This is a genomic window from Tepidibacillus sp. HK-1 (assembly GCF_001748485.2).
Taxonomy (GTDB): Bacteria; Bacillota; Bacilli; order Tepidibacillales; family Tepidibacillaceae; genus Tepidibacillus_B; species Tepidibacillus_B infernus.
This window is the reverse complement of record NZ_BDGM02000022.1, coordinates 19,526-39,875: the sequence shown is the minus strand read 5'-3', so window position 1 is coordinate 39,875 and position 20,350 is coordinate 19,526. Positions and strand designations below refer to the sequence as shown.

The 20,350-nt window shown below is 36.2% G+C and carries 22 protein-coding genes; 4 read left to right on the top strand and 18 right to left on the bottom strand.

Translation table 11 applies throughout. From position 1 onward, the window contains the following. Positions 1 to 56: 56 nt before the first annotated feature. Positions 57 to 581, bottom strand: a complete 525-nt coding sequence (locus tag BEN26_RS11375; protein ID WP_069799671.1) for a YceD family protein — start codon at positions 579 to 581, stop codon at positions 57 to 59. Between the two features lie 102 nt (positions 582 to 683). Here BEN26_RS11375 and BEN26_RS11370 point away from each other — a divergent pair, with 102 nt between their 5' ends. Next, the gene (locus BEN26_RS11370) at positions 684 to 1,892 is read left to right on the top strand and encodes a nucleotidyltransferase (protein ID WP_069799669.1); all 1,209 of its coding nucleotides are present in this window, start codon (positions 684 to 686) and stop codon (positions 1,890 to 1,892) included. On the opposite strand, the gene BEN26_RS11365 is transcribed toward BEN26_RS11370, so the two are convergent. Both BEN26_RS11365 and BEN26_RS11360 read right to left on the bottom strand, forming a co-directional pair. Next, positions 1,873 to 2,964 carry a SepM family pheromone-processing serine protease gene (locus tag BEN26_RS11365; protein WP_069799667.1) on the bottom strand — a complete coding sequence of 364 codons (1,092 nt, stop codon included), beginning with the start codon at positions 2,962 to 2,964 and terminating at the stop codon, positions 1,873 to 1,875. The two genes, BEN26_RS11370 and BEN26_RS11365, sit on opposite strands and share 20 nt — an antisense overlap. Then, positions 2,951 to 3,742, bottom strand: coding sequence for a patatin-like phospholipase family protein (locus BEN26_RS11360; RefSeq protein ID WP_069799665.1), 792 nt, complete (start codon positions 3,740 to 3,742; stop codon positions 2,951 to 2,953). Before BEN26_RS11360 ends, BEN26_RS11365 begins: the two co-directional genes overlap by 14 nt. A 142-nt stretch (positions 3,743 to 3,884) precedes the next feature. Between BEN26_RS11360 and ylbJ the strand changes: the two genes are divergently transcribed. Further along, the gene (gene ylbJ / locus BEN26_RS11355) at positions 3,885 to 5,135 is read left to right on the top strand and encodes a sporulation integral membrane protein YlbJ (protein ID WP_069799662.1); all 1,251 of its coding nucleotides are present in this window, start codon (positions 3,885 to 3,887) and stop codon (positions 5,133 to 5,135) included. Positions 5,136 to 5,198: 63 nt separating this feature from the next. Here ylbJ and coaD read toward each other — a convergent pair whose 3' ends face one another. The 8 genes from coaD to BEN26_RS11315 all read right to left on the bottom strand — a co-directional run bounded on the left by coaD (position 5,199) and on the right by BEN26_RS11315 (position 13,370). Beyond that, entirely contained in the window at positions 5,199 to 5,684 is a 486-nt protein-coding gene (gene coaD / locus BEN26_RS11350) for a pantetheine-phosphate adenylyltransferase (protein WP_068724528.1), read from the bottom strand. 29 nt (positions 5,685 to 5,713) lie between these two features. After that, the gene (rsmD, locus tag BEN26_RS11345) at positions 5,714 to 6,268 is read right to left on the bottom strand and encodes a 16S rRNA (guanine(966)-N(2))-methyltransferase RsmD (protein ID WP_069799661.1); all 555 of its coding nucleotides are present in this window, start codon (positions 6,266 to 6,268) and stop codon (positions 5,714 to 5,716) included. A 224-nt stretch (positions 6,269 to 6,492) separates the two neighbouring features. Then, entirely contained in the window at positions 6,493 to 8,559 is a 2,067-nt protein-coding gene (gene recG / locus BEN26_RS11340; protein ID WP_069799659.1) for an ATP-dependent DNA helicase RecG, read from the bottom strand. Beyond that, a complete protein-coding gene (gene sdaAA / locus BEN26_RS11335) occupies positions 8,556 to 9,449 on the bottom strand; it encodes an L-serine ammonia-lyase, iron-sulfur-dependent, subunit alpha (RefSeq protein WP_069799657.1) in 894 nt (297 codons plus the stop codon). Before sdaAA ends, recG begins: the two co-directional genes overlap by 4 nt. Before the next feature lie 15 nt (positions 9,450 to 9,464). Continuing rightward, positions 9,465 to 10,130, bottom strand: a complete 666-nt coding sequence (sdaAB, locus tag BEN26_RS11330; RefSeq protein ID WP_069799656.1) for an L-serine ammonia-lyase, iron-sulfur-dependent subunit beta — start codon at positions 10,128 to 10,130, stop codon at positions 9,465 to 9,467. Between the two features lie 256 nt (positions 10,131 to 10,386). Further along, positions 10,387 to 11,241 carry a DegV family protein gene (locus tag BEN26_RS11325; protein ID WP_069799654.1) on the bottom strand — a complete coding sequence of 285 codons (855 nt, stop codon included), beginning with the start codon at positions 11,239 to 11,241 and terminating at the stop codon, positions 10,387 to 10,389. 11 nt (positions 11,242 to 11,252) lie between these two features. Beyond that, positions 11,253 to 12,992 carry a DAK2 domain-containing protein gene (locus tag BEN26_RS11320; protein WP_069799652.1) on the bottom strand — a complete coding sequence of 580 codons (1,740 nt, stop codon included), beginning with the start codon at positions 12,990 to 12,992 and terminating at the stop codon, positions 11,253 to 11,255. A gap of 15 nt (positions 12,993 to 13,007) precedes the next feature. Next, positions 13,008 to 13,370, bottom strand: a complete 363-nt coding sequence (locus BEN26_RS11315) for an Asp23/Gls24 family envelope stress response protein (RefSeq protein WP_068724544.1) — start codon at positions 13,368 to 13,370, stop codon at positions 13,008 to 13,010. A 221-nt stretch (positions 13,371 to 13,591) separates the two neighbouring features. Between BEN26_RS11315 and rpmB the strand changes: the two genes are divergently transcribed. After that, positions 13,592 to 13,780, top strand: a complete 189-nt coding sequence (rpmB, locus tag BEN26_RS11310; RefSeq protein WP_068724546.1) for a 50S ribosomal protein L28 — start codon at positions 13,592 to 13,594, stop codon at positions 13,778 to 13,780. An 82-nt stretch (positions 13,781 to 13,862) separates the two neighbouring features. On the opposite strand, the gene spoVM is transcribed toward rpmB, so the two are convergent. From spoVM to proV, 5 genes are all read right to left on the bottom strand, one after another. Next, the gene (gene spoVM / locus BEN26_RS11305; RefSeq protein ID WP_068724548.1) at positions 13,863 to 13,946 is read right to left on the bottom strand and encodes a stage V sporulation protein SpoVM; all 84 of its coding nucleotides are present in this window, start codon (positions 13,944 to 13,946) and stop codon (positions 13,863 to 13,865) included. Between the two features lie 135 nt (positions 13,947 to 14,081). After that, positions 14,082 to 14,729 carry a thiamine diphosphokinase gene (locus BEN26_RS11300; RefSeq protein WP_069799650.1) on the bottom strand — a complete coding sequence of 216 codons (648 nt, stop codon included), beginning with the start codon at positions 14,727 to 14,729 and terminating at the stop codon, positions 14,082 to 14,084. Positions 14,730 to 14,861: 132 nt separating this feature from the next. After that, positions 14,862 to 15,761, bottom strand: coding sequence for a glycine betaine ABC transporter substrate-binding protein (locus BEN26_RS11295; RefSeq protein WP_220126432.1), 900 nt, complete (start codon positions 15,759 to 15,761; stop codon positions 14,862 to 14,864). Between the two features lie 19 nt (positions 15,762 to 15,780). Next, positions 15,781 to 16,620 carry an ABC transporter permease gene (locus tag BEN26_RS11290; RefSeq protein ID WP_069799691.1) on the bottom strand — a complete coding sequence of 280 codons (840 nt, stop codon included), beginning with the start codon at positions 16,618 to 16,620 and terminating at the stop codon, positions 15,781 to 15,783. Then, positions 16,613 to 17,821: a glycine betaine/L-proline ABC transporter ATP-binding protein ProV gene (proV, locus tag BEN26_RS11285; protein ID WP_069799648.1), complete on the bottom strand. Its 1,209-nt coding sequence runs from the start codon at positions 17,819 to 17,821 to the stop codon at positions 16,613 to 16,615. Before proV ends, BEN26_RS11290 begins: the two co-directional genes overlap by 8 nt. Before the next feature lie 319 nt (positions 17,822 to 18,140). On the opposite strand from proV, the gene cudC reads away from it, so the two are divergent. Continuing rightward, positions 18,141 to 18,692 (top strand): choline uptake/conversion transcriptional regulator CudC, encoded by a 552-nt coding sequence (cudC, locus tag BEN26_RS11280; RefSeq protein ID WP_068724560.1) that lies wholly within the window; start codon positions 18,141 to 18,143, stop codon positions 18,690 to 18,692. Positions 18,693 to 18,808: 116 nt separating this feature from the next. Here cudC and rpe read toward each other — a convergent pair whose 3' ends face one another. Then, positions 18,809 to 19,453: a ribulose-phosphate 3-epimerase gene (gene rpe, locus BEN26_RS11275; protein WP_069799646.1), complete on the bottom strand. Its 645-nt coding sequence runs from the start codon at positions 19,451 to 19,453 to the stop codon at positions 18,809 to 18,811. A 6-nt stretch (positions 19,454 to 19,459) separates the two neighbouring features. Next, the gene (rsgA, locus tag BEN26_RS11270; RefSeq protein WP_069799644.1) at positions 19,460 to 20,350 is read right to left on the bottom strand and encodes a ribosome small subunit-dependent GTPase A; all 891 of its coding nucleotides are present in this window, start codon (positions 20,348 to 20,350) and stop codon (positions 19,460 to 19,462) included.

The window sequence follows — 20,350 nt, the reverse complement described above, 5'->3', positions numbered from 1 at the left end:
CCACCTCCTTGAAGAGATTAAAGTCTATACAAAATGAGTAAAATGACCTTTTTATTTTACTCTGATGTATCATTTTGGTCAAACCATTTTGCTAAATCTGCTAACCTAGGATCAACCTTCTCCTGTTTACATTCACATGTTCTCTCATTTAAGTTGATTCCACAGGTTGGACAAAGTCCTTTACATTCCTCATGACAAACCGGGACATAAGGAATATTTAACAATACATTTTCTTGGACAACAGCAGTTACATCGATTTCATCACTCTGTAAGATATGAATCCTCTCATCGTCATCGTCCCATTGTTCTTCCAAATCTTTGGATAAAAAGACCTCATCAAGTTCACTTTGCAATGGATAGTCGAAAAAGGATAAGCATCTTGAACATTGTAATGTTAATATGGTTTGGACTTGTCCTTTTAGGATGTAGATATCTGCTGTTTTATCAGCTAGAGCTGTCACTTCAACGGGTTTTATCCCCTTAATCTGGTCAATCTCTTTTGTTAAATGAGACAAATCTTCAGTATAGTGAAGTTTTAAAGGTACTTTGCTTTTATCCAGTTCCCAAGTTTTGATAATCAAGACTGTCACCTCATAAACAACAAGTTTCATTATATCTTATCATTTTTAAATTTGTCAATCATTGTTTCTTCGGTTATAATACCTTTGAAACGGGGGATTCTTATGACTACACTAGGAATTATTGTTGAATACAATCCATTCCATAATGGCCACCTTTACCATTTACAGCAGGCCAAAAAAATGATCCATCCTGAGACCACGATCGCGGTAATGTCCGGTTCTTTTGTTCAGCGTGGAGAACCTGCGATTGTGGACAAATGGACAAGAACCAAAATGGCTTTACGCCAAGGTATTGATCTTGTTATCGAACTGCCAACGATCTTTGCCACTCAATCAGCCGATTGGTTTGCATTTGGCGCGATTTCCATTCTTGAACATTTAAAGGTTGATCACTTGGTCTTTGGAAGCGAGTCAAATTCCATCTCGTCCTTATACCAGATCGCCCATGTATTATACAAGGAACCCGATTCATTCCAAAATAGAATAAAAGAAGCTCTTTCATTAGGCCATTCTTACCCAAAAGCACTATCTCTATCCTTAGAGTCATTTTTTGAACAGGATCATGTTCGATTAAAAGAACCAAATGATCTTTTGGGCCTACAATATTTGATCCAATTGAAAAAATTAAACAGTAAGATTCAAGCTCACACAATTCAAAGAAAATCAGTCCATTATCACGAACCTATGCTTAATCATTTTGATTCTTTTGCAAGTGCAACAGCGATAAGAAAAAATATTCTTTCAACCCACCGTTTGGATCAAATTGAACCCGTCGTACCTTCTAGTACCTACCATGAATTAGAACGAGAATTACAACATCAGAGAATCCATTCTTGGGATCACTTTTTCCCTTTTCTCCAATTTCTCTTAACGACTAAGTCCCATTCTCAACTAAAAGAAATACATGGTATTGAAGAAGGGATAGAGTACCGGTTAAAAGAATATGCTTTTACCTCTTCCAATTTTGAAGAATTGATTCAGTCCATCAAAACAAAACGATATACACGGACAAAACTCCAACGGATGCTCCTTCATATCTTGTTAAATGTTACAAAGGCTCAAATTGCTTCACTAGATATGAAAAAAGGTCCTAGTTATCTGCGAATCTTAGGATTTAATGAACGCGGACGTGCTTATTTAAATCGAATCAAACATCAGGTACAAGTTCCAATGATCACAAAAATCTCTCGTCATCAACCGCAAATGTTTGAAACGGATGTTCAAGCAAGTATGGTTTACGAATTAGGATTAAAAAATCGTTTACTAACAAAGTTAGAATACAAACAAAAACCTATTTTTTATTCTCCTTAGGGGATAAGCCTTGCAAATATTTTAGGGCTTCTTTTACATTAGATACGGGTACGATTGTAAGGGGATTTCCTAAGGAGCGATTTGACTCTTTAGCTTCTTTTTGGTTTGTATCATCAGTAGCAATATCTTTTGGTACAAAGAAGATCTCTGCCCCCTTTTCATAAGCGGCCTTTACTTTTAAGCGAGCTCCCCCAATCTGCCCTACGGTTCCATCTGGCTGAATCGTACCTGTTCCAGCAATTTGATAGCCCTTTGTGAGATCTTCCGAAGTCAATTGATTGATGATTTCTAAAGTAAACATTAAACCAGCTGAAGGTCCGCCAATATCTTCTGTGTTAAATACAACTTTTTTGGATGGGATCACTTCTCTTTCTTGAGCAGGATAAATTCCAAAACCCACTCTCCTCTCACTTTGAGATTTTGTTTCCAGATCTAAAGAGGTTTGTTGAGAAAGTTTAGCTAATTGTATTGACTTTAAGTAAGTTTTTCCTTCCCTTATAAAACGTACATCAATGTTTTCACCAACCTTTTTCTTTTCAAGTATATGTAATAACTCCTTTACTTCTTTTATTGATTGGTGATCAACTTCGATAATTAAATCTCCTACTTTAAATATGTTTTCTGCTGGCATCCCCTTAACCACTTCCATCACGAGAATTCCATTATTTTTTACGATTATTGGTTGGTTAATGGCTTGGAAAGCTGCAATCATTGCATCTTCTTGGGATATTTTCATCACCTGCAATTGCCTCTTCGAATAATCCTCAGGATTTTCATTTTCACCTAAAACTGCCTTTTTAGGAAGCGTCTCCATGTAAGGGTCTAGATATGTATAAAGGTAATATGCCAAATTTCCTGTTCCTAGTGCAACGGTCGTTAACAAGAAATTTCCTTTTTCTTTGTATCCCCCTTGTACTTCAATCATAGGACTTAATTCCATTGCAGAACCAGGACTTGTAATAAAATAAGGTACTGGTATGTAAAATGTGAGGTAAACAAAAATAATGATAACCATTACCACCCATTGAATCCGTTTTATTTTACGCGATTGAACATTATTATTTTTTTCCATGATGATTCTCCCATTGTATTAGTGCTTCCTTAATTTCTTCAATCACTTCGTTAGCTTTTCGATAACCTTCATCAATAATCTCCTTCACATTTGTAAAGGATGTCGTACTAATCTCCCCAACATTAGGGCGAATGACGTAATCGGCACTTATGATTTGTTGGTGATAGATTTGCCTTTCCATAATATCGATCGTCTGAGTTATTACATCAAAAATCGATTTTACTTTCATTTTAGCGTCAACCATCCCAACATCTACAGCGATCACAAATTCTGCCCCCATTTCTCGTACCGAATGGATAGGGACACGTTCAACAACCCCTCCATCTACAAGAAGTTGATCATTTACTCTCTCCGGAACAAAAATTCCTGGAATCGAAATACTAGCACGAACAGCTTGAGCGATTGGCCCTTCACGAAATACTTTCTTTTGGCCGTTTTCAATATCTGTGGCAACAATAGCCAAGGGAATCGGCAAATCTTCTATATTCTTCCCATGAGTAAGGATTCGTATTAATTCTTTTATCTTATCACCAGTTATCAACCCCAATTTGGGAACGGAAAAGTCTAACCAATATTTACGCTTTAAATGAATCGCTAATTTTTCAATCATGTTAATATCATTATGATTTGCAAATAAAGCACCAATTAAGCTTCCCATACTACTACCAGCAATAAAATCAATGGGAATTTGATGTTCTTGCAACACACGCAAAACCCCAATATGGGCTAATCCTCTTGCCCCTCCTGAGCCAAGGGCAATTCCGATCTTTGGTCTCATCTGTATATCACCTCTTTTTCAATCATATGCCTTTCATGTAGAGATAGTCCAGTATTCCTTCCAATAACAAAGTATGAAAGGTTGGTCTAAACGGGACAGACCTTACGTACATATGTAAAAGGAAGGTGAATGGAGGGATGCTATGAACACATCTAAAATTGGAAGTTCTCATTTAAAAACTTTAGTTTCTGGCATAGCAGCAATTTTTTTGGCCATTGCCATGGTGATGTTTCCCGATACAGCCTTTGATGCTTCTTTACAAGGCTTAAGAATTTGGTGGGATATTATTTTCCCGGCATTATTGCCTTTTTTTATTACATCGGAAGTTTTATTAGGATTTGGGGTCGTTCATTTTATGGGTGTTTTATTAGAACCTTTAATGAGACCATTATTTAATGTGCCAGGCGTAGGTGCCTTTGTTTTAGCCATGGGCTTTGCATCAGGATATCCTATGGGAGCAAAACTCACTACTCGGTTAAGAGAGCAAAACATGATTACAAGAATAGAGGGAGAAAGGCTTGTGTCATTTACAAGTACCTCTGATCCACTTTTTCTCTTCGGTGCCGTCGCAGTCGGCTTTTTTCATGATGTAGAATTAGGGGTTCTTATTGCACTTATTCACTACTCTTCAAGTATTCTTTTAGGTTTTATTATGCGTTTTCATGAAAGAAGCAATAAAGAGCGTATTATCATTCCAGACCGTTTACATAACCAAAGAAATATATTGGTTAAAGCTTTTAAGGCCATGCATCGGTCTAGATTAAATGATGGCCGAAAGTTAGGAAAATTACTCGGAGATGCTGTTACCTCATCCATACAAACCTTGTTAATGATCGGCGGATTTATTATGGTATTTTCCGTTATTTTATCGATTTTGACACAAATTCAATTTACAGAAATCCTTACGAAGGGCATCACTCTGTTTTTACTCCCATTAGGCATTGCACCTGAAATGTCCCAATCGATAATTTACGGTTTCTTTGAAGTCACATTAGGTGCAAAAACAGTGAGTGAAGCTTCTACAAGTATTCCAATGGTCGAAAAATTAGCGATTGTAAGCGGTATTGCTGCATGGAGTGGCATTTCTGTCCATGCTCAGATTGCTGCTATTCTGCAAAGGACAGATATTCGCTATACACCTTTTTTACTTGCAAGAATTCTTCACACATTTATCGCCTTTATGATTTCTTTTATCGTTTGGAAACCATTTCATCTTGAGCAAGCTGCAAATAGTTTGCCGACATTTATATACCAATATTCTACAAGTCAGACCTCAATTGTTTCTCTTTGGAATACCTTTACCTACCAAAGTACATTACTATTATGGTTTCTTTTTATTTTGCTTCTGTTATCACTCTTTTCTTATTCAATCAAACGCAAACACGGTAAATAGTTTCTTTTTGCGATTGATAAAGAAGGAAGGCACCTACGTAGTTGATGCTGTAGGTGCTTTGTATTATTTCTTGGTATTGAATTTTTCCTTAAGTGCTTCTTCTACAAACTGAGGCACAAGGTCACTTACTGAACCATGATGTCGTGCGACTTCTTTTACAATACTTGAACTTAAGTAAGAATATGTGTTATTAGTCATCATAAAAAAAGTTTCAATATCATCATCAAGTTTTCGATTGATGGAAGCCATTTGCAATTCATACTCAAAATCTGAGACGGCTCTTAACCCTTTAATAATCGTATTTGCTTGTTTTAATCGCATATAATCAATCAATAATCCATGAAAACTATCAACCTCTACATGTGGTATCCCCTTTATCGCTTCACGAATGAGTTCAACCCTTTCTTCCACTGTGAATAAAGGGTTTTTGTTTGGATTAATTAAAACTGCCACTGTTACTTTATCAAAGATTTTTGCTCCTCTTTGGATAATATCTAGATGACCAAATGTCACAGGATCAAAGCTTCCTGGATAGACTGCGTGTATCAATGTTTAAACCTCCATTTATTGTATGACGATTAGATTTCATTTTGAAAAATTGTGATTCTTGTATTTCCGTAAATCGCTTTTTTAATCACTCGAAAGTGGTCAATTCGTTCAGCTAACTCTACTTTACTATCGTGTTCAGTAACAATAATACCATTAGAATTGATCAAAGTGTATTCATAAAATGTATGTAATAGTTTTTCTATCATATTTAATTTGTAAGGAGGGTCAAGAAAAACCATGTCAAAATGCACTTCTCTCTTATACAATACCTTTAAAGCTCTTTCAGCCTCATTGAGATAAACTTCTGCTTGGCTAGAAAACCCAGTCGTTTCTAAATTTTGTTTGATCACTTCAATACTTTTACGATCACGATCTATAAAAATGGCGTGTTCCATTCCACGGCTTAAAGCTTCGATACCTAGCCCACCTGTACCAGCAAATAAATCTAACACATTCCCCCCATTTATATAGGGATAAATCATATTAAAAATGGATTCTTTTACCTTATCTGTAGTTGGTCTCGTATGGGTTCCTGGGACAGGCTTTAAGAATCTTCCCTTCGCTTGGCCAGCTATGACTCTCATGAAATCACTCTTTCCTTATACAGTAAAAAAATTATTTTTTCAGGTATAATATTCCCATTTTCGGTAATCCTAGTATTAGCAATACAAATGGTATTGCAGACAACCGCGGAGAAGACTTACGTTTCCCCATAAGCTCTTCCTCCGGTTTCTCCTCTCCCATTTCGTTGATGCACCTTGCGTGCATTAACCCCACAGAGGCTTTTTTTCTCTGTGGGATTTTTTTTCTAGCTATCAACTGTCTTTTTCTGAAACAAGCCTAATAATTCAATTTCTTTTTTTAACCTACTCCATTTTTCTTGTTTCCATAGCTCTTCATTTTGAATCAATTGTTCTGCATCTTTTCTAGCAACTTCTAATGTACGGTAATCTTCTATCAGATCAGCAAGTTTAAAATTAGGTACTCCACTTTGTTTTACACCAAAAAAATCACCTGGCCCTCGCAATTCCAAATCTCTTCTCGCAATTTCAAAACCATCATTTGTTTCTGTCATGACTTTCATCCGTTCTTTACCTGTTTCTGATTTAGGATCAGCCAACAAAATACAATAGGATTGTTCAGAACCTCTTCCTACTCTTCCTCTTAATTGGTGCAATTGGGCTAATCCAAATCTCTCTGCATCATAAATGACCATCAGCGTTGCATTAGGAACGTTTACTCCAACTTCTACCACAGTTGTTGAAACCAAGACTTGAATCTGATTCATACTGAATCCTAACATGATTTCATCTTTTTCTTTAGGATGCAATCTCCCATGCATAAGTCCTATTTGATATTGCGGGAAATGTTGAATAAGTGCCGCATGAATGTCGATAGCATTTTGAACATCTAACTTATCTGATTCCTCAATTAAGGGGCAAATGACATAAGCTTGTCTACCTTGATTGATTTGTTTTTCCATAAAATCTAAGACTCGCGGAAACGTATCCGGTTTTACCCAATAAGTCTCAATTTTCTTCCTACCTGCTGGGTATTCATCGATCGTAGAAACATCCATATCCCCAAAAGCGGTAATGGCTAATGTTCTAGGTATTGGTGTCGCTGTCATATAAAGAACATCAGGGGTCTTTTCATTCCCTTTTTTCCTTAATAAAGCCCTTTGTTCTACTCCAAATCGGTGCTGTTCATCGGTAATCACTAAACCAAGTTTGTGAAATTGAACATCTTCTTGTATTAAAGCATGTGTACCCACTATGACATCGATCATCCCCATTTGTAACTGCCCCAGCATTTGGTGCCGTTGTTTTTCTGTCAATTTACCTGTCAATAAGCCAATTTCAACACCAAAAGGGGTAAGAATCTCTTTTAATGAATCCAAATGTTGTTCAGCCAATATTTCTGTAGGAACCATTAACGCTCCTTGGTAGCCAGTTAAAAAATTTGCATATAAGGTAATGGCAGCCACAACTGTTTTCCCAGACCCAACATCCCCCTGAAGTAATCGATTCATTGCATAGGATTGACACATATCATGTAAAATTTCTTTTAACACCCTTTTTTGCGATTGAGTAAGCTCAAAAGGAAGGGTTTTGATCAACGGGATGAGTTGCTGCAGATCGATATTTCTTTCTATCCCTTCCCAATTTTCTCGGTTCATTTTTTTAAAAAGTTGAAGGCTTATTTGATAGAATAAAAGTTCATCATATACAAGTCTTCTTCGAGCAAGTTTTCCATCCTGAGTGTTTTTGGGAAAATGAATCGCTTGATATGCCTCGCGTAACGTATACAATTTGTACTGATCGATGATATCCTGTGGAAGATATTCTTCGATTGCTAGGTCAAACTGTTGTAAGCTTTGCATCATGATTTTTCGAAATCCCTGTTGATTCATATTTGTTGGTAAGGTGTAGAAAGGTAAAAGATTCCCTTTTTTTGTACTAACCGCCCTGTCCAAAAACTCTGATTCACTTACTGTGATTTGTAATCGATACTTATCCCACTTACCAGTTAGGAGAATTGGACGTCCTGCTTTCAATTGATTTTTCAAAAAAGCTCTGTTAAACCAAGTTGCAGTAATGACAAATTGGTCAACAACGACGCGAACAGATACTATATTTTTTTTATTTGGTAGTCGTTTTAATAAAGGGTCACTATAAATCTTCCCTTCTATCGTGACCTTATCCCCGTGTGAAACTTCAGTGATTTTTTTTACACCATAGTCTTCATAACGATAAGGAAAATATTGGAATAAATCCTTAACCGTACGTATACCCATACCCAAAAGATCATCTGCTTTTTGCTTTCCTATTCCTTTTACACCAACTACTTCTTGTTGTAATGGATCGATACTCATTTCTTTTTGTGTAAAGGTGCTCCAAAAATTTCTACTTCAAATTTTCTTGCGGTTGGTGTAGCTGCTAAACCACCTAAAGCAGTCTCTTTTAAAGGCATCGGCATAGCGCAGCCAATACGATACATGGTTTCAATCACTTCATCTGGCGGAATCACACTTTGGATTCCTGCCAATGCCATATCAGCTGCAATCATTGCATTTGCAGCTCCCATCGCATTTCTTTTCACACAAGGAACTTCAACAAGACCCGCTACAGGATCGCAGGTTAAACCTAGCATATTTTTCAATGCAATAGCTAATGCATTGGCTGATTGGGTTGGTGTACCTCCTGCCATTTCAACCACAGCGGCTGCAGCCATTGCTGTAGCTGAACCGACCTCTGCTTGGCAACCTCCTGCTGCTCCAGAAATAAAGGCATTGTTTGCAATGACTAATCCGATCGCCCCTGCTGTAAATAAAGCATGAACCATTTCTTCTTCTGAAGAATGCAAATTTTTTGCGGAAGCAAAAATCGTTCCAGGTAAAATCCCTACTGAACCAGCCGTCGGAGTTGCGACAATCGTTCCCATGGAAGCATTTACCTCTGAGGTAGCCACAGATTTACTTACCGCTTCAAGAATCGTTGAACCTGAGAGATAATGGCCATTTGCCAGATATTGAGCAAGTTTTTTCCCATCTCCACCACTTAAGCCACTTCGCGATTTTATTTCTTCTGTTAAGCCTTTTTCAATTGCGTCACGCATCACATATAAACTATTTCTCATTTGTTCAACGATATCTTCCTTAGATCGATTGTGTATTTCCATCTCCGATTCGATCATGATCTCCGAAATTTTCTTATTTTGTGATTCGGCCAATTCTACAAGTTGAGTAATAGATGTAAATTTCATTTGTCGTTTCCTCCACTAGCTGGTTTTAAGAAGAACAACACGTTTTACGTGAAGTAAGCCTTCAATTTCTTTCATCACTTTTTGGTTTATAGGCTGATCGGTTTCAATTACCATAAGGGCGGTTGAACCTTTTTCTTTTCTTGCTACTTCCATATAGCCAATATTAATTTCGAACAGACTTAAAACATTGGAAACAGAAGCAATCACACCAAATCGATCTTCATGAATCACAATTAAAGATGGGACATTTCCAGAAACCTTAATTTTAAATCCATTGATTTCAGTAATCTCCGCTTTACCACCACCAATAGAAATACCGGTGACTTCCAATGAGTTGTGATCATCCTCAAGGTGAATTTTTGCTGTATTTGGATGATCTGCTTCCTCTTCACTGATTACAAACTGTACGTCTATGCCAAAATCTTTTGCAATCACAAGAGAGTCTACGATTCGATTATCATAGGTATCAAAGTCTAATAAACCTCCAACAATCGCCACATCCGTACCATGCCCTTTATAAGTGTTTGCAAAAGACCCATATAAGGTGATAATGGCCTTTTTTGGCATTCTACCAAAAATACTTCTTGCAACTCTTCCTATTCTTGCTGCCCCAGCGGTATGTGAGCTAGATGGGCCAATCATAACCGGTCCAATAATATCAAAAACAGAATGATATTTCATATTCTCCTCCTGTGCCTAATCAAGTTTGTTCTAAGCAAAAAATCTTTCTTTCATCCATAAAAAATTTTCTCAAATTCATTAACCTTTAGCAAGAGTAAACTACTTTCACATCAGATTTAATCATATTCCCTCTTTTCTTTTGTAACAGACATTCAGTTGATGTTTCTAACTGTAAAAAAACCCCTTGCCTAAAATAAAATGTCCTTTACAAAGGGTACATTTTAAAATAGGCTTGGGGTTTATCAGCAACACTCAACTAAGATTTATACATCATGATTGCTAATGTTCCAGGACCTACATGAGTACCGATAACAGGTCCGATTTCCGTGATGACAAAATCCTGAACATTCATTTTTTCCCTTACGAGTTGTTCTAGCTTCTGAGCTTCTTCAAGGTTTATTGCATGAGAAATTCCTACACGTACTTTTTGATCTTTTGCATAATCCATTAACATTTCTATAATCTTCGCAGTCGCTTTATTCCGTCCTCTTACTTTGTCAATTGCAAAAACTTCTCCTTGGTCATTCAAAGACAAAATAGGTTTGATGTTTAATAAAGATCCAAACAATGAGGAAGCCCTTCCAATACGTCCACCTTTATGTAAATAAGTTAAAGAGTCCACTAAAAAATAAACTTGAGTATCCTTTATAAGTTCTTCTGCTATTTGAATCGCTTCTTCAAAGCTCTTGCCTGCCTTTACTGCTTCAGCAACTCCTACAACAATGATCCCAATCGAGTATGAAGCCTTTTTTGAATCTAAAACTGCAACTTCGATTCCTTCTTCTTCGACCATAGACTTAGCAAGGAGTGCTGATTGGACGGTTCCACTTAATGCAGCTGATAAATGAATCGAAATGATTTTGGCTTCATTTCCATTTGCCAACTTTTGATAAGTTTTAACAAAATCCATTGGAGATGGCTGTGATGTTGTTGGCAACTCATCAGATTGCTTTAATTTTTCATAAAAAACATTGGGCGTAATGGTTTCCCCATCAAGGTAGGTTTGATTTTGCATATGTACCTTTAATGGGACAACCGTTATTCCTAAAGATTGTGCAAGCTCTTTAGGGATATCTGCAGTACTATCAGTAACGACATAAACCTTCCCCATTTTGTCACCTCTTATTCCTCAAGGGAGAAAATAAAATAATACAATGGTTGACCGCCATTATGTATTTCAACTTCGAGGTCTGGATAAGTTTCAGAAATTCTTTTCTCTAATTCATTCAATTGTTCAATATTTACATCTTCGCCATAGATAATGGTTAAGATCTCTTGATTTGTATCAATCATTTCCTTTAATAACATAAATGACGTCTCAAGCATGTCATTGGAAGTAGAAATGATCTTTCCGTCGGCAATCCCTAAATAATCACCAGCTTTAATTTCCATACCTTCAAATTTTGAATCTCTAACTGCATAGGTTACCTGTCCAGTTTTAACGTGTGCTAAGGCTTCAACCATCAATTCTTTATTTTCTTCTAATGAAGCATTCGGATTAAATGATAATAAAGCCGTCATTCCTTGAGGAATAGATTTAGATGGAATCACCGCGACAGGCTGATCCACAAGTTTTTGCGCTTGTTCAGCTGCAAGAATGATATTACTGTTATTTGGAAGAATAATATATTTTTCTGCATGAACTTCTTTCATGGCATTAACAATATCTTCAGTACTTGGATTCATCGTTTGCCCACCACTAATGACGAAGTCTACCCCAAGACTCTTAAAAATTTCACTAATCCCTTCTCCCAAGGCAACAGCAATGATTCCATAGGGTTGTACCACTTTTGTCGCTTCATCGTCCATATTTTCTTCAGTCTTTCCATTACTAGACTCAACATTTCCAGCAGTATCATGATAATATCCTTCACCTAAGACGATGTGGCTATGCTGCTCCCTCATATTATCAATTTTAATTTTATGTAGACTTCCAAAGTTCATTGCAAAATTTAAAACGTCACCAGGATGTTCCGCGTGAATATGAACTTTAACAATTTCATCGTCAGCAACAACTAAAAGAGAATCACCAAATTTAGAAATATTCTTTCTAAATTCTATCTCATCAAATGATTTAGCTTTTATTATTTGTTCATTTAGTCTAACGATAAATTCGGTACAATATCCAAATTCAATTTCTTCTGTTGAGAGCTTTGCTTGAACGGGTTGATGTTTATGAGCCATCTCTGCCAAACTAGTTTGTTCTCTATTTTCCATCACCGATTCTTCAAATTGAAGCGTTTCTTCCCCTTTTAGAGCAGCCAAAAATCCTTCATAAATAAAGATTAAGCCTTGTCCCCCGGCATCAACGACCCCAACTTCTTTTAATACAGGCAACAAATCCGGTGTCTTCAATAGAGCAACTTTTCCTTTAGCAATCGTCTCTTCCATCACTTTCACGATGTTCGTTTCACGGCGAGCCACTTTTATCGCTTCTCGAGCCGCTTCTCTAGACACCGTTAAAATCGTTCCTTCAACAGGTTTCATTACCGCTTTATAAGCAGTATCAACACCTAGTTTAAGCGCATCAGCAAATTGTTTACTATCGATGGTCTCAAAGTTACTTACATATTTAGAGAAACCTCTAAACAACTGTGACAAAATCACTCCTGAATTTCCCCTCGCTCCCATCAATAAACCTTTTGCAAGGGCCCCAGCAGCTTTGCCGATATGATCGGTATTGATTTTCTTCAACTCGTTAACACCTGATGTAAGTGATAAATTCATATTGGTTCCTGTATCACCGTCTGGGACAGGAAATACATTTAGCGCATCAACATCTTTTACATGACGATTAAGATTTTGCGCTCCAGCAAGAACCATTTGCGTAAATAATTTTCCATCTATTTGTCGGTCGTTCACAAAAATCCTCCTTACCTACACTTGGGTCACACGGACACCTTGCACCATTACATTTACTCTAGAAACCTTAACACCAATCGTATTCTCTAATGTATAAATTACTTTTTGTTGCACATTATGAGCAACCTCTGAAATTTTAGTACCGTAACTAACAATAATATACATATCAATAACAACCTCTTCATTTTCGCTACGCACTTCAATTCCTCTGCTAAGGTTCTCTCTTCTTAGTAATTCCGCAATACCATCTTTAATTTGCTTACGAGAAGCCATACCAACCAAGCCAAAGACTTCCATTGCTGCAACTCCTGCAACAGTAGCAATCACTTCGTTGGTAATAAAAACTTTGCCTAACTGATTTGACATTTCAATTGTCATGAGTTAATCCCCCTAAGAAATAGTATACCTTTGGGCTATATCTTATTTTACTATATATATTGTCATAATAAAAGTTTTTGATGATTTTTTATGGAATTCTGGTTCAAACTCGACTTGAAAAAAGGAATTTGATATGCTACTATATCCAAGTATGTAATTCTTTGTGTATGTAACATCATTATTATTTATGTTTTTTAAGTAGTTTATAAGGGGGTGGGCACATGTCTCGTAAGTGCTATGTTACTGGTAAGAAAGGGCGTACAGGAAATGCTGTAAGTCACTCCAATCGTAAAAATAAACGCAAATGGGGCGTTAATGTACAAAAAGTTCGTATTTTAGTAGATGGCAAACCAAAACGTGTTTATGTAAGTACTAGAGCTTTAAAATCAGGTAAAGTTACTCGTGTTTAATGAAGATTTTTGAATACAAAAAAGCACCAATCTTGGTGCTTTTTCTACTGTTTAAAATGAAGAATAAGTCCTATTCACGAACTTACTTCTCTTTTTGGAAGATTCCCATGACGGCTTTTACAAAGCCTCCTAAAAATTTTGGAAGTTTGATTGTATAGAATCTCACCCCTACCCCTCCCTTATGGAAACGTTCATTATTCTCAGATTTAATGAAAAGATCATCAAATACACAAGTGCCTAATACAGTATATTCATCTATCCAATAAAATGTACAAAAAAAGCAACTATTTTTTATAGCTGCTTAGTCTTTACTTTCAATGATTAATAATATTCCTTTTAAGATTGAAATCGTTCCCTTTTCCTCTACTAATTCATTACTTATTCCATAGGGTATGCCTAGTTTCATTACTGCATTTTGAAGCGGGTATTTGAATCCGGAAATCGTTAATCCCTCTACTTGATCACTAAATGGAATTAATGATACATAAGTATATTTACTTTTATCAATAATTTTTCTCTGTCCAGGTAAAAGGATTTGAATTCGGTTATTTCCACCTATCATGACAGCTTCCACATTCTTTTCAGCTGCTTGCAATAGGACATGAATGTTCGCTATTACATGGTCTAACCGGGTTCCAATCCCCCCTAATAAAGTAATGCGTTTTATATTTAAAGTAAGTGCTAACTGTACAGCTAATTCTGTATCTGTTTCATCCTTTTCGGCGGGAGACTGATGAATTCGATCGGCGTATTGGGTTTTTACTTTTTCAAAGAAAGAAGTATCAACCGAATCAAAATCGCCAACAATATAATCTGGTACAATCCCATGAATAATAAGCCATTCTGCCCCACGATCAACCCCAATTACAATTGCACTTTTTTTGATGAAGGGTAAAATGCTTTCAGTAAGTAGTCCACCTGTTACAATCATAACCTCTTCCTTACCCATTTACTACTCCCTCACTTCTTTACCATATGGTTAGATTTATAACTAATTGTATCAAATTTATATGAATGAAGAAAAGAAAGTTATCTTTCTTTACTAAGAAAAGGGACATGATTTACATGCCCCACTCTCAAGTTATTCAGCTGATAACCAAGCTTTTATTTTCTCTTCGTTCTCTTCTACCCATTTTTTTGCTGCTTCTGTCTCATCCATTCCATCCTGAATCCATCCCATTACTTGTTCCATATCGGAAGGTTCCCAATAAAATTGATCAAAGAAATTGTAAAGGGTTGGATCATCTTCTTTTAAACCTTTACGAACAAGTGTATCGATTTCCTCTGCTTCTCCATATACTCCCTTTGGATCTTCAAGATATTTTAAGTCATATTTTGCAAACATCCAATGAGGGGTCCAACCTGTTACTACAATCCACTCATTATTTTTATAGGCTCGATCTAGTGCTGCTGTCATAGCTGCATCGGAACTTGAGCGAAGATTAAGGTCTAGCCCATATTTTTCGATGGCAATATCAGTTGTAGCCATAATTCCTGCCCCAGCGTCGATTCCGACGATGTCACCATTAAATTTGTCTTTATTCTCATTTAACTCTTCAATAGAGTTAATATCCACATACTTCGGTACTACTAAACCAATAATCGTTCCTTCTAAATTAGGCCCTAAATTTTCTAACTTATCTTTGTGTTTTTCATACAATGCTTTCTGTGTGGTTGGTAACCAAGCAGCAACAGTTGCATCTGCTTCACCACTAGCGACAGAGTTGTACATTGCACCAGGATTTACCTGTTTCATATCAACTTCATAGCCTAATTTATCTTCCAGAATGGTTTTAACAACATTTGTGCTTGCAATTTCTGATGCCCATGCAACATAAGAAAGAGTAACTTTTCTTTTTGCTTTTTGTTCATTTTTTGCTGTTTGATCCTCTGAAGTTGGAGTTGAACTACATCCACTTAGAACCAAACCTAAGCTCAAAATGGAAATTAATAAGAAAACACCTACTTTTTTCATGTTCATGAAATTCCCCTCCTATTTTTTATCTATTATTTTTGCGTTGACCAAGGTTTTGGGTTAGGCGGTCTAAAATAATAGCTAATACAACAACTGCTAATCCTGCTTCAAAACCAACACCAATTTCTAAATTGGTAACCGCATATAAGACAACTTCACCCAATCCTGAAGCCCCAATCATTGAGGCAATAACAACCATGGACAACGAAAGCATAATCGTTTGATTGATTCCTGCCATAATCGTTGGCAAAGCTAAAGGGATTTGCACCTTCCATAGTTTTTGTCCGCCTGTAGAACCAAAGGAATCTGCAGCTTCAACTAATTCACTAGGTACCTGTCTAATGCCTAAATTCGTTAATCGGATCGTTGGAGGCATCGCAAATACGACAGATGAAAGCACACCCGGTACCACTCCAATACTAAAGAACATTATTGCAGGTAATAAGTAAACAAAGGCTGGCATGGTTTGCATCATATCTAGAATTGGGGTAACAAAGTCCCTTACCACATCATTTCTTGCTGACCAAATACCAATCGGGATTCCAATAATAAAAGAAATAAAAGCTGAAGAAAGAACTAATGATAAAGTTTCCATGGTTTCTTTCCATAAATCCATATTATAAATGTATAGAAATCCTATCAAAGTAAAGATCGTCATTGATTTTTTCTTTGTTAATAACCAGGACAGTAAGACGATCCCAATGATGAAAACTGGAATAGGTATGGTTTGCAAGAAATGGGTAAGAGAATCAATAGGAACACCTACACCTTTTTTGAAGGCATCAAAAAAAGGTTGGTACTCTGTGGTCATAAATTCAGTTATTTGATCTATCCATTCTCTTATTGGTAGTTTGTGATTATTCATCCATTGGTCCATCTTCATTCACCCCGTTTCCTGATAAGGCTCCAATCACTGCGCCACGAATCACTGCCCCTTTTAAACGTTTATCTTCATCGACAACAGCAACTGGTATTTTTGCTACAGCAACTAAAGGCAATAAGTCACTTAATACCGTTTCCGGCTTAACCCTTAGCACATCTTTTATCATGACTACATCAATAGGTAAATTCTGTTTTATTGCCCTATCTGCATCCTCTGCTGTTAACGCGCCAACTAGTTGTTTTAAACGATTGACTACATAAATACTAGATATTCCCAAATCTCTCATTCTTTTTAAAGCGACTCTAGGGCCATCTTTTTCAATCGTTACCGACTCAGGTCGTTTCATTACATTAGCTGCCGTTAATACTTTAGACCAGTCTACATCTTCAACAAATCGTTCTACATACTCATTAGCTGGATTCATCATGATTTCTTCTGGCGTACCAATTTGTACAATTGATCCATCTTTCATCAATGCAATCCGGTCGCCAATTCTTAATGCCTCATCCAAATCGTGTGTAATAAAAATGATTGTTTTTTTCATTTTAGCTTGTAATTCAATTAATTCATCTTGCATTTCTTTTCGAATCAAAGGATCTAAAGCACTAAAGGCTTCATCCATCAATAAAATTTCTGGATCATTTGCTAGTGCCCTTGCTAGTCCAACCCTTTGTTGCATTCCGCCACTTAATTGATCAGGATATTGTTGTTCCCAACCCTTCAAACCGACCAATTCTAAGGCCTGTTTCGCTTGTTTTAACCTACTATCCTTATGTAAACCTTGGATTTCTAATCCATACTCCACATTTTCAAGAACAGTTTTATGAGGAAATAGCGCAAACCGTTGGAATACCATACTAATCTTTTTCCTTCTTACCTCTCGAAGTTGATCTTGTCTCATCTTCGTGATTTCCTCATTTTGAATCCATATCTGGCCAGCTGTGGGTTCAATTAATCGATTAAGCATTCGCACTAATGTAGACTTACCACTACCTGATAATCCCATAATCACAAATATTTCACCCTGATAAACATCAAAGTTCGCTTGATTTACTCCTACTGTTAATCCTGTTTGATTTAAGATTGTATTTTTATCGATTCCTTTATTTAACATTTCAATTGCTTTACTGGGGTTGTGACCAAAAATTTTAGTTAAATTTTTCACCTCTAATATCTTCTCCATAATCCACCTCTTCTCGAAGCACATTTCAAATGACTACTTTTTTATTTTAAGAAAACCTCGAATAAGAAACAAACATCATATTCCGTTATTTCCTTTTATATTGTTCATTCAGAAAAAACTGTACAAAATTATTTTAGTGTATACTTAGAAATCCTTTCAGATCCTGCCATATGATACCTATCTTAACTCTTTACTGAAATGACTCAATTAGTTACAATAAAAATCGAATGTTTTAATAAGAAAAGTACATTTTAGTATAATCATTTGTTTTTTAGTTTGAATGAATAAATAGACGTTAAGATGGGGAGCTGATCCATCAATGAGAGATGATCAACAAATCTTAGAAGAGGCTCGGGAAAGGGTCATTCAATCGATTGCTGATAACATGGACTTATATGGGATTACAGACTCTATAGGTAGATTATATGGTACTCTTTATTTTTCTGATCGTGCCTTAACCCTTGATGAAATGCGGGAAAGCTTAGGTATGAGTAAAACCAGTATGAGTACTGGAGTTCGAACTTTATTAGATACAAAGATGGTACATAAGGTTTGGAAAAAAGGTGTAAGAAAGGATCTTTACCAAGCAGAAGGAGACTGGTATAAAACCTTTTTTGATTTTTTCTCTACAAAGTGGAAAAGGGCTATTGAAATCAACTTAGCAGCTATTGAAAAATCAAAACAAGATTATAGTTATTTGATAGAACGAAAGGAAACTATACAAGAAATCAGAGAGCTCGCTCAATTAGACTTAAAAAAGCTAGAAGAAGCTGAAAGCTATTATTTTTGGTTAGAAAAACTAATCGACACTTTTGAGTCAGGGGAGATTTTCAAACTGATTCCAAAAATCAAAGATAACCCACAAAAGTGACGATCTCCTTCAAAGCGTATTCCGATTACTTTTGTGGGGTTCTGTTATAATAATGAAAAAAAAGTTATATTTTACCGATAAAAATAGGGGGAAGCGTTGTGTTATCCCCTTATTTCTTATCCTTTTAAACTAGTGATGGCTTTGATTCGATCATTTTGTCCAAACACAAAGGAACCTGCGACTAATACATTGGCCCCTGCTCCAATCACAGATTGATAAGTCTTGTCATTGATTCCTCCGTCTACTTCAATACCTAAAGATAAACCTCTTTCATTAATTATATCCTTTAACTTCTTTATCTTTGGAAGAGTAGCAGGAATAAAAGACTGCCCTCCAAATCCTGGATTTACTGTCATGATCAGTACCATATCTAGGTCATCAAGAACATATTCTAATTGATCTAATGGAGTAGCTGGATTGATGGCAACAGAAGCTTTCACTCCAAACTTTTTGATCAAATGAATGGTTCGGTGCAAATGATTGGTTGCTTCAGCATGTACCGAGATTATGTCGACACCGCTTTTTGCAAAATGCTCAATATATTGATCTGGATTTTCGATCATCAAATGAACATCTAATGGCAATCTTGTAATAGGTTTTATTGATTCTACAATTAGAGGCCCAATTGTAAGATTAGGAACAAAATGTCCATCCATTACATCAATATGCAGGAGATCAGCGCCTGCCTGTTCAACGGATAGAATCTCTTCCCCTAGTTTTGCAAAATTAGCAGAAAGAATGGATGGTGCAATTTTAACCACAAGCAATTACCTCCACTTATTTTCTTCTTTTTCCTTTATCTCTTTTAAAAAGCTTATATAATGCTCATAGCGATCACGATCAATCAACTGCTCGTTTACCGCTTCTTTTACAGCACAACCGGGTTCATTCAGATGTAAACATCCTCTATATCGACATTGATCTGAAAATTGATGGATTTCTTTAAAAAATTGATTTAATTCTTCTGACTCAATCTCATGAAAATCTAGTTGACTAAATCCGGGTGTATCCGCCACCATCCCACCTTCTGGTAAATGAATCAATTGAACAACTCTTGTCGTATGCTTTCCTCGGCCTAATTTGAAACTAATATTAGAAGTTTCTAATTGTAAATCAGGCAAAATCGCATTTAATAACGATGATTTTCCTACACCTGATTGTCCTGCAAACACCGAAATCTTATTCTTTAACATTTCATTCAGTTCTTCTATGCCTTTTCCATTTTTGCTACTCGTTTTGAGGATCGGATATCCCATCTGTTCATAAGTTTGTAGCAGGTTTTGCAACTTATTTTCTTCAGCTAAGTCTAATAAGTCTAATTTTGTAATGCAGATAATCGGTTTAATTTCTGCCTTTTCAACATGAACAATAAACTTATCTAATAATAAAGTACTAACATCGGGTTCTTTTGCTGAAAATACCAAAATGGCTTGATCTACATTGCTAATTGGTGGACGAATCAGTTGATTTTTTCTTATTTTGATTTCTGTGATAAAGCCTTCATCTTCATTCACTTGATCAAAGCTTACATAGTCTCCTACTAAAGGAGATTGTTGGCGTAATTTAAATACACCCCTAGCTTTACAAACAATGGTTTTCCCTTCCGACTCAACATAATAAAAACTACTTAAAGCTTTTACAATTTGCCCCTCAGGCAT

What these genes read in the sequence shown, in the direction of transcription:
- sdaAA (WP_069799657.1), bottom strand. Translation starts at nt 9,449, where the DNA reads ATGAAATTTACATCTATTACTCAACTTGTAGAATTGGCCGAATCACAA.
- BEN26_RS11325 (WP_069799654.1), bottom strand. Translation starts at nt 11,241, where the DNA reads ATGGGGAAGGTTTATGTCGTTACTGATAGTACTGCAGATATCCCTAAA.
- BEN26_RS11370 (WP_069799669.1), top strand. Translation starts at nt 684, where the DNA reads ATGACTACACTAGGAATTATTGTTGAATACAATCCATTCCATAATGGC.
- cudC (WP_068724560.1), top strand. Translation starts at nt 18,141, where the DNA reads ATGAGAGATGATCAACAAATCTTAGAAGAGGCTCGGGAAAGGGTCATT.
- rsgA (WP_069799644.1), bottom strand. Translation starts at nt 20,350, where the DNA reads ATGCCTGAGGGGCAAATTGTAAAAGCTTTAAGTAGTTTTTATTATGTT.
- rpmB (WP_068724546.1), top strand. Translation starts at nt 13,592, where the DNA reads ATGTCTCGTAAGTGCTATGTTACTGGTAAGAAAGGGCGTACAGGAAAT.
- sdaAB (WP_069799656.1), bottom strand. Translation starts at nt 10,130, where the DNA reads ATGAAATATCATTCTGTTTTTGATATTATTGGACCGGTTATGATTGGC.
- BEN26_RS11360 (WP_069799665.1), bottom strand. Translation starts at nt 3,742, where the DNA reads ATGAGACCAAAGATCGGAATTGCCCTTGGCTCAGGAGGGGCAAGAGGA.
- BEN26_RS11300 (WP_069799650.1), bottom strand. Translation starts at nt 14,729, where the DNA reads ATGGGTAAGGAAGAGGTTATGATTGTAACAGGTGGACTACTTACTGAA.
- BEN26_RS11365 (WP_069799667.1), bottom strand. Translation starts at nt 2,964, where the DNA reads ATGGAAAAAAATAATAATGTTCAATCGCGTAAAATAAAACGGATTCAA.
- rsmD (WP_069799661.1), bottom strand. Translation starts at nt 6,268, where the DNA reads ATGAGAGTCATAGCTGGCCAAGCGAAGGGAAGATTCTTAAAGCCTGTC.
- BEN26_RS11315 (WP_068724544.1), bottom strand. Translation starts at nt 13,370, where the DNA reads ATGACAATTGAAATGTCAAATCAGTTAGGCAAAGTTTTTATTACCAAC.
- proV (WP_069799648.1), bottom strand. Translation starts at nt 17,821, where the DNA reads ATGGAGAAGATATTAGAGGTGAAAAATTTAACTAAAATTTTTGGTCAC.
- BEN26_RS11295 (WP_220126432.1), bottom strand. Translation starts at nt 15,761, where the DNA reads ATGAACATGAAAAAAGTAGGTGTTTTCTTATTAATTTCCATTTTGAGC.
- ylbJ (WP_069799662.1), top strand. Translation starts at nt 3,885, where the DNA reads ATGAACACATCTAAAATTGGAAGTTCTCATTTAAAAACTTTAGTTTCT.
- recG (WP_069799659.1), bottom strand. Translation starts at nt 8,559, where the DNA reads ATGAGTATCGATCCATTACAACAAGAAGTAGTTGGTGTAAAAGGAATA.
- BEN26_RS11290 (WP_069799691.1), bottom strand. Translation starts at nt 16,620, where the DNA reads ATGAATAATCACAAACTACCAATAAGAGAATGGATAGATCAAATAACT.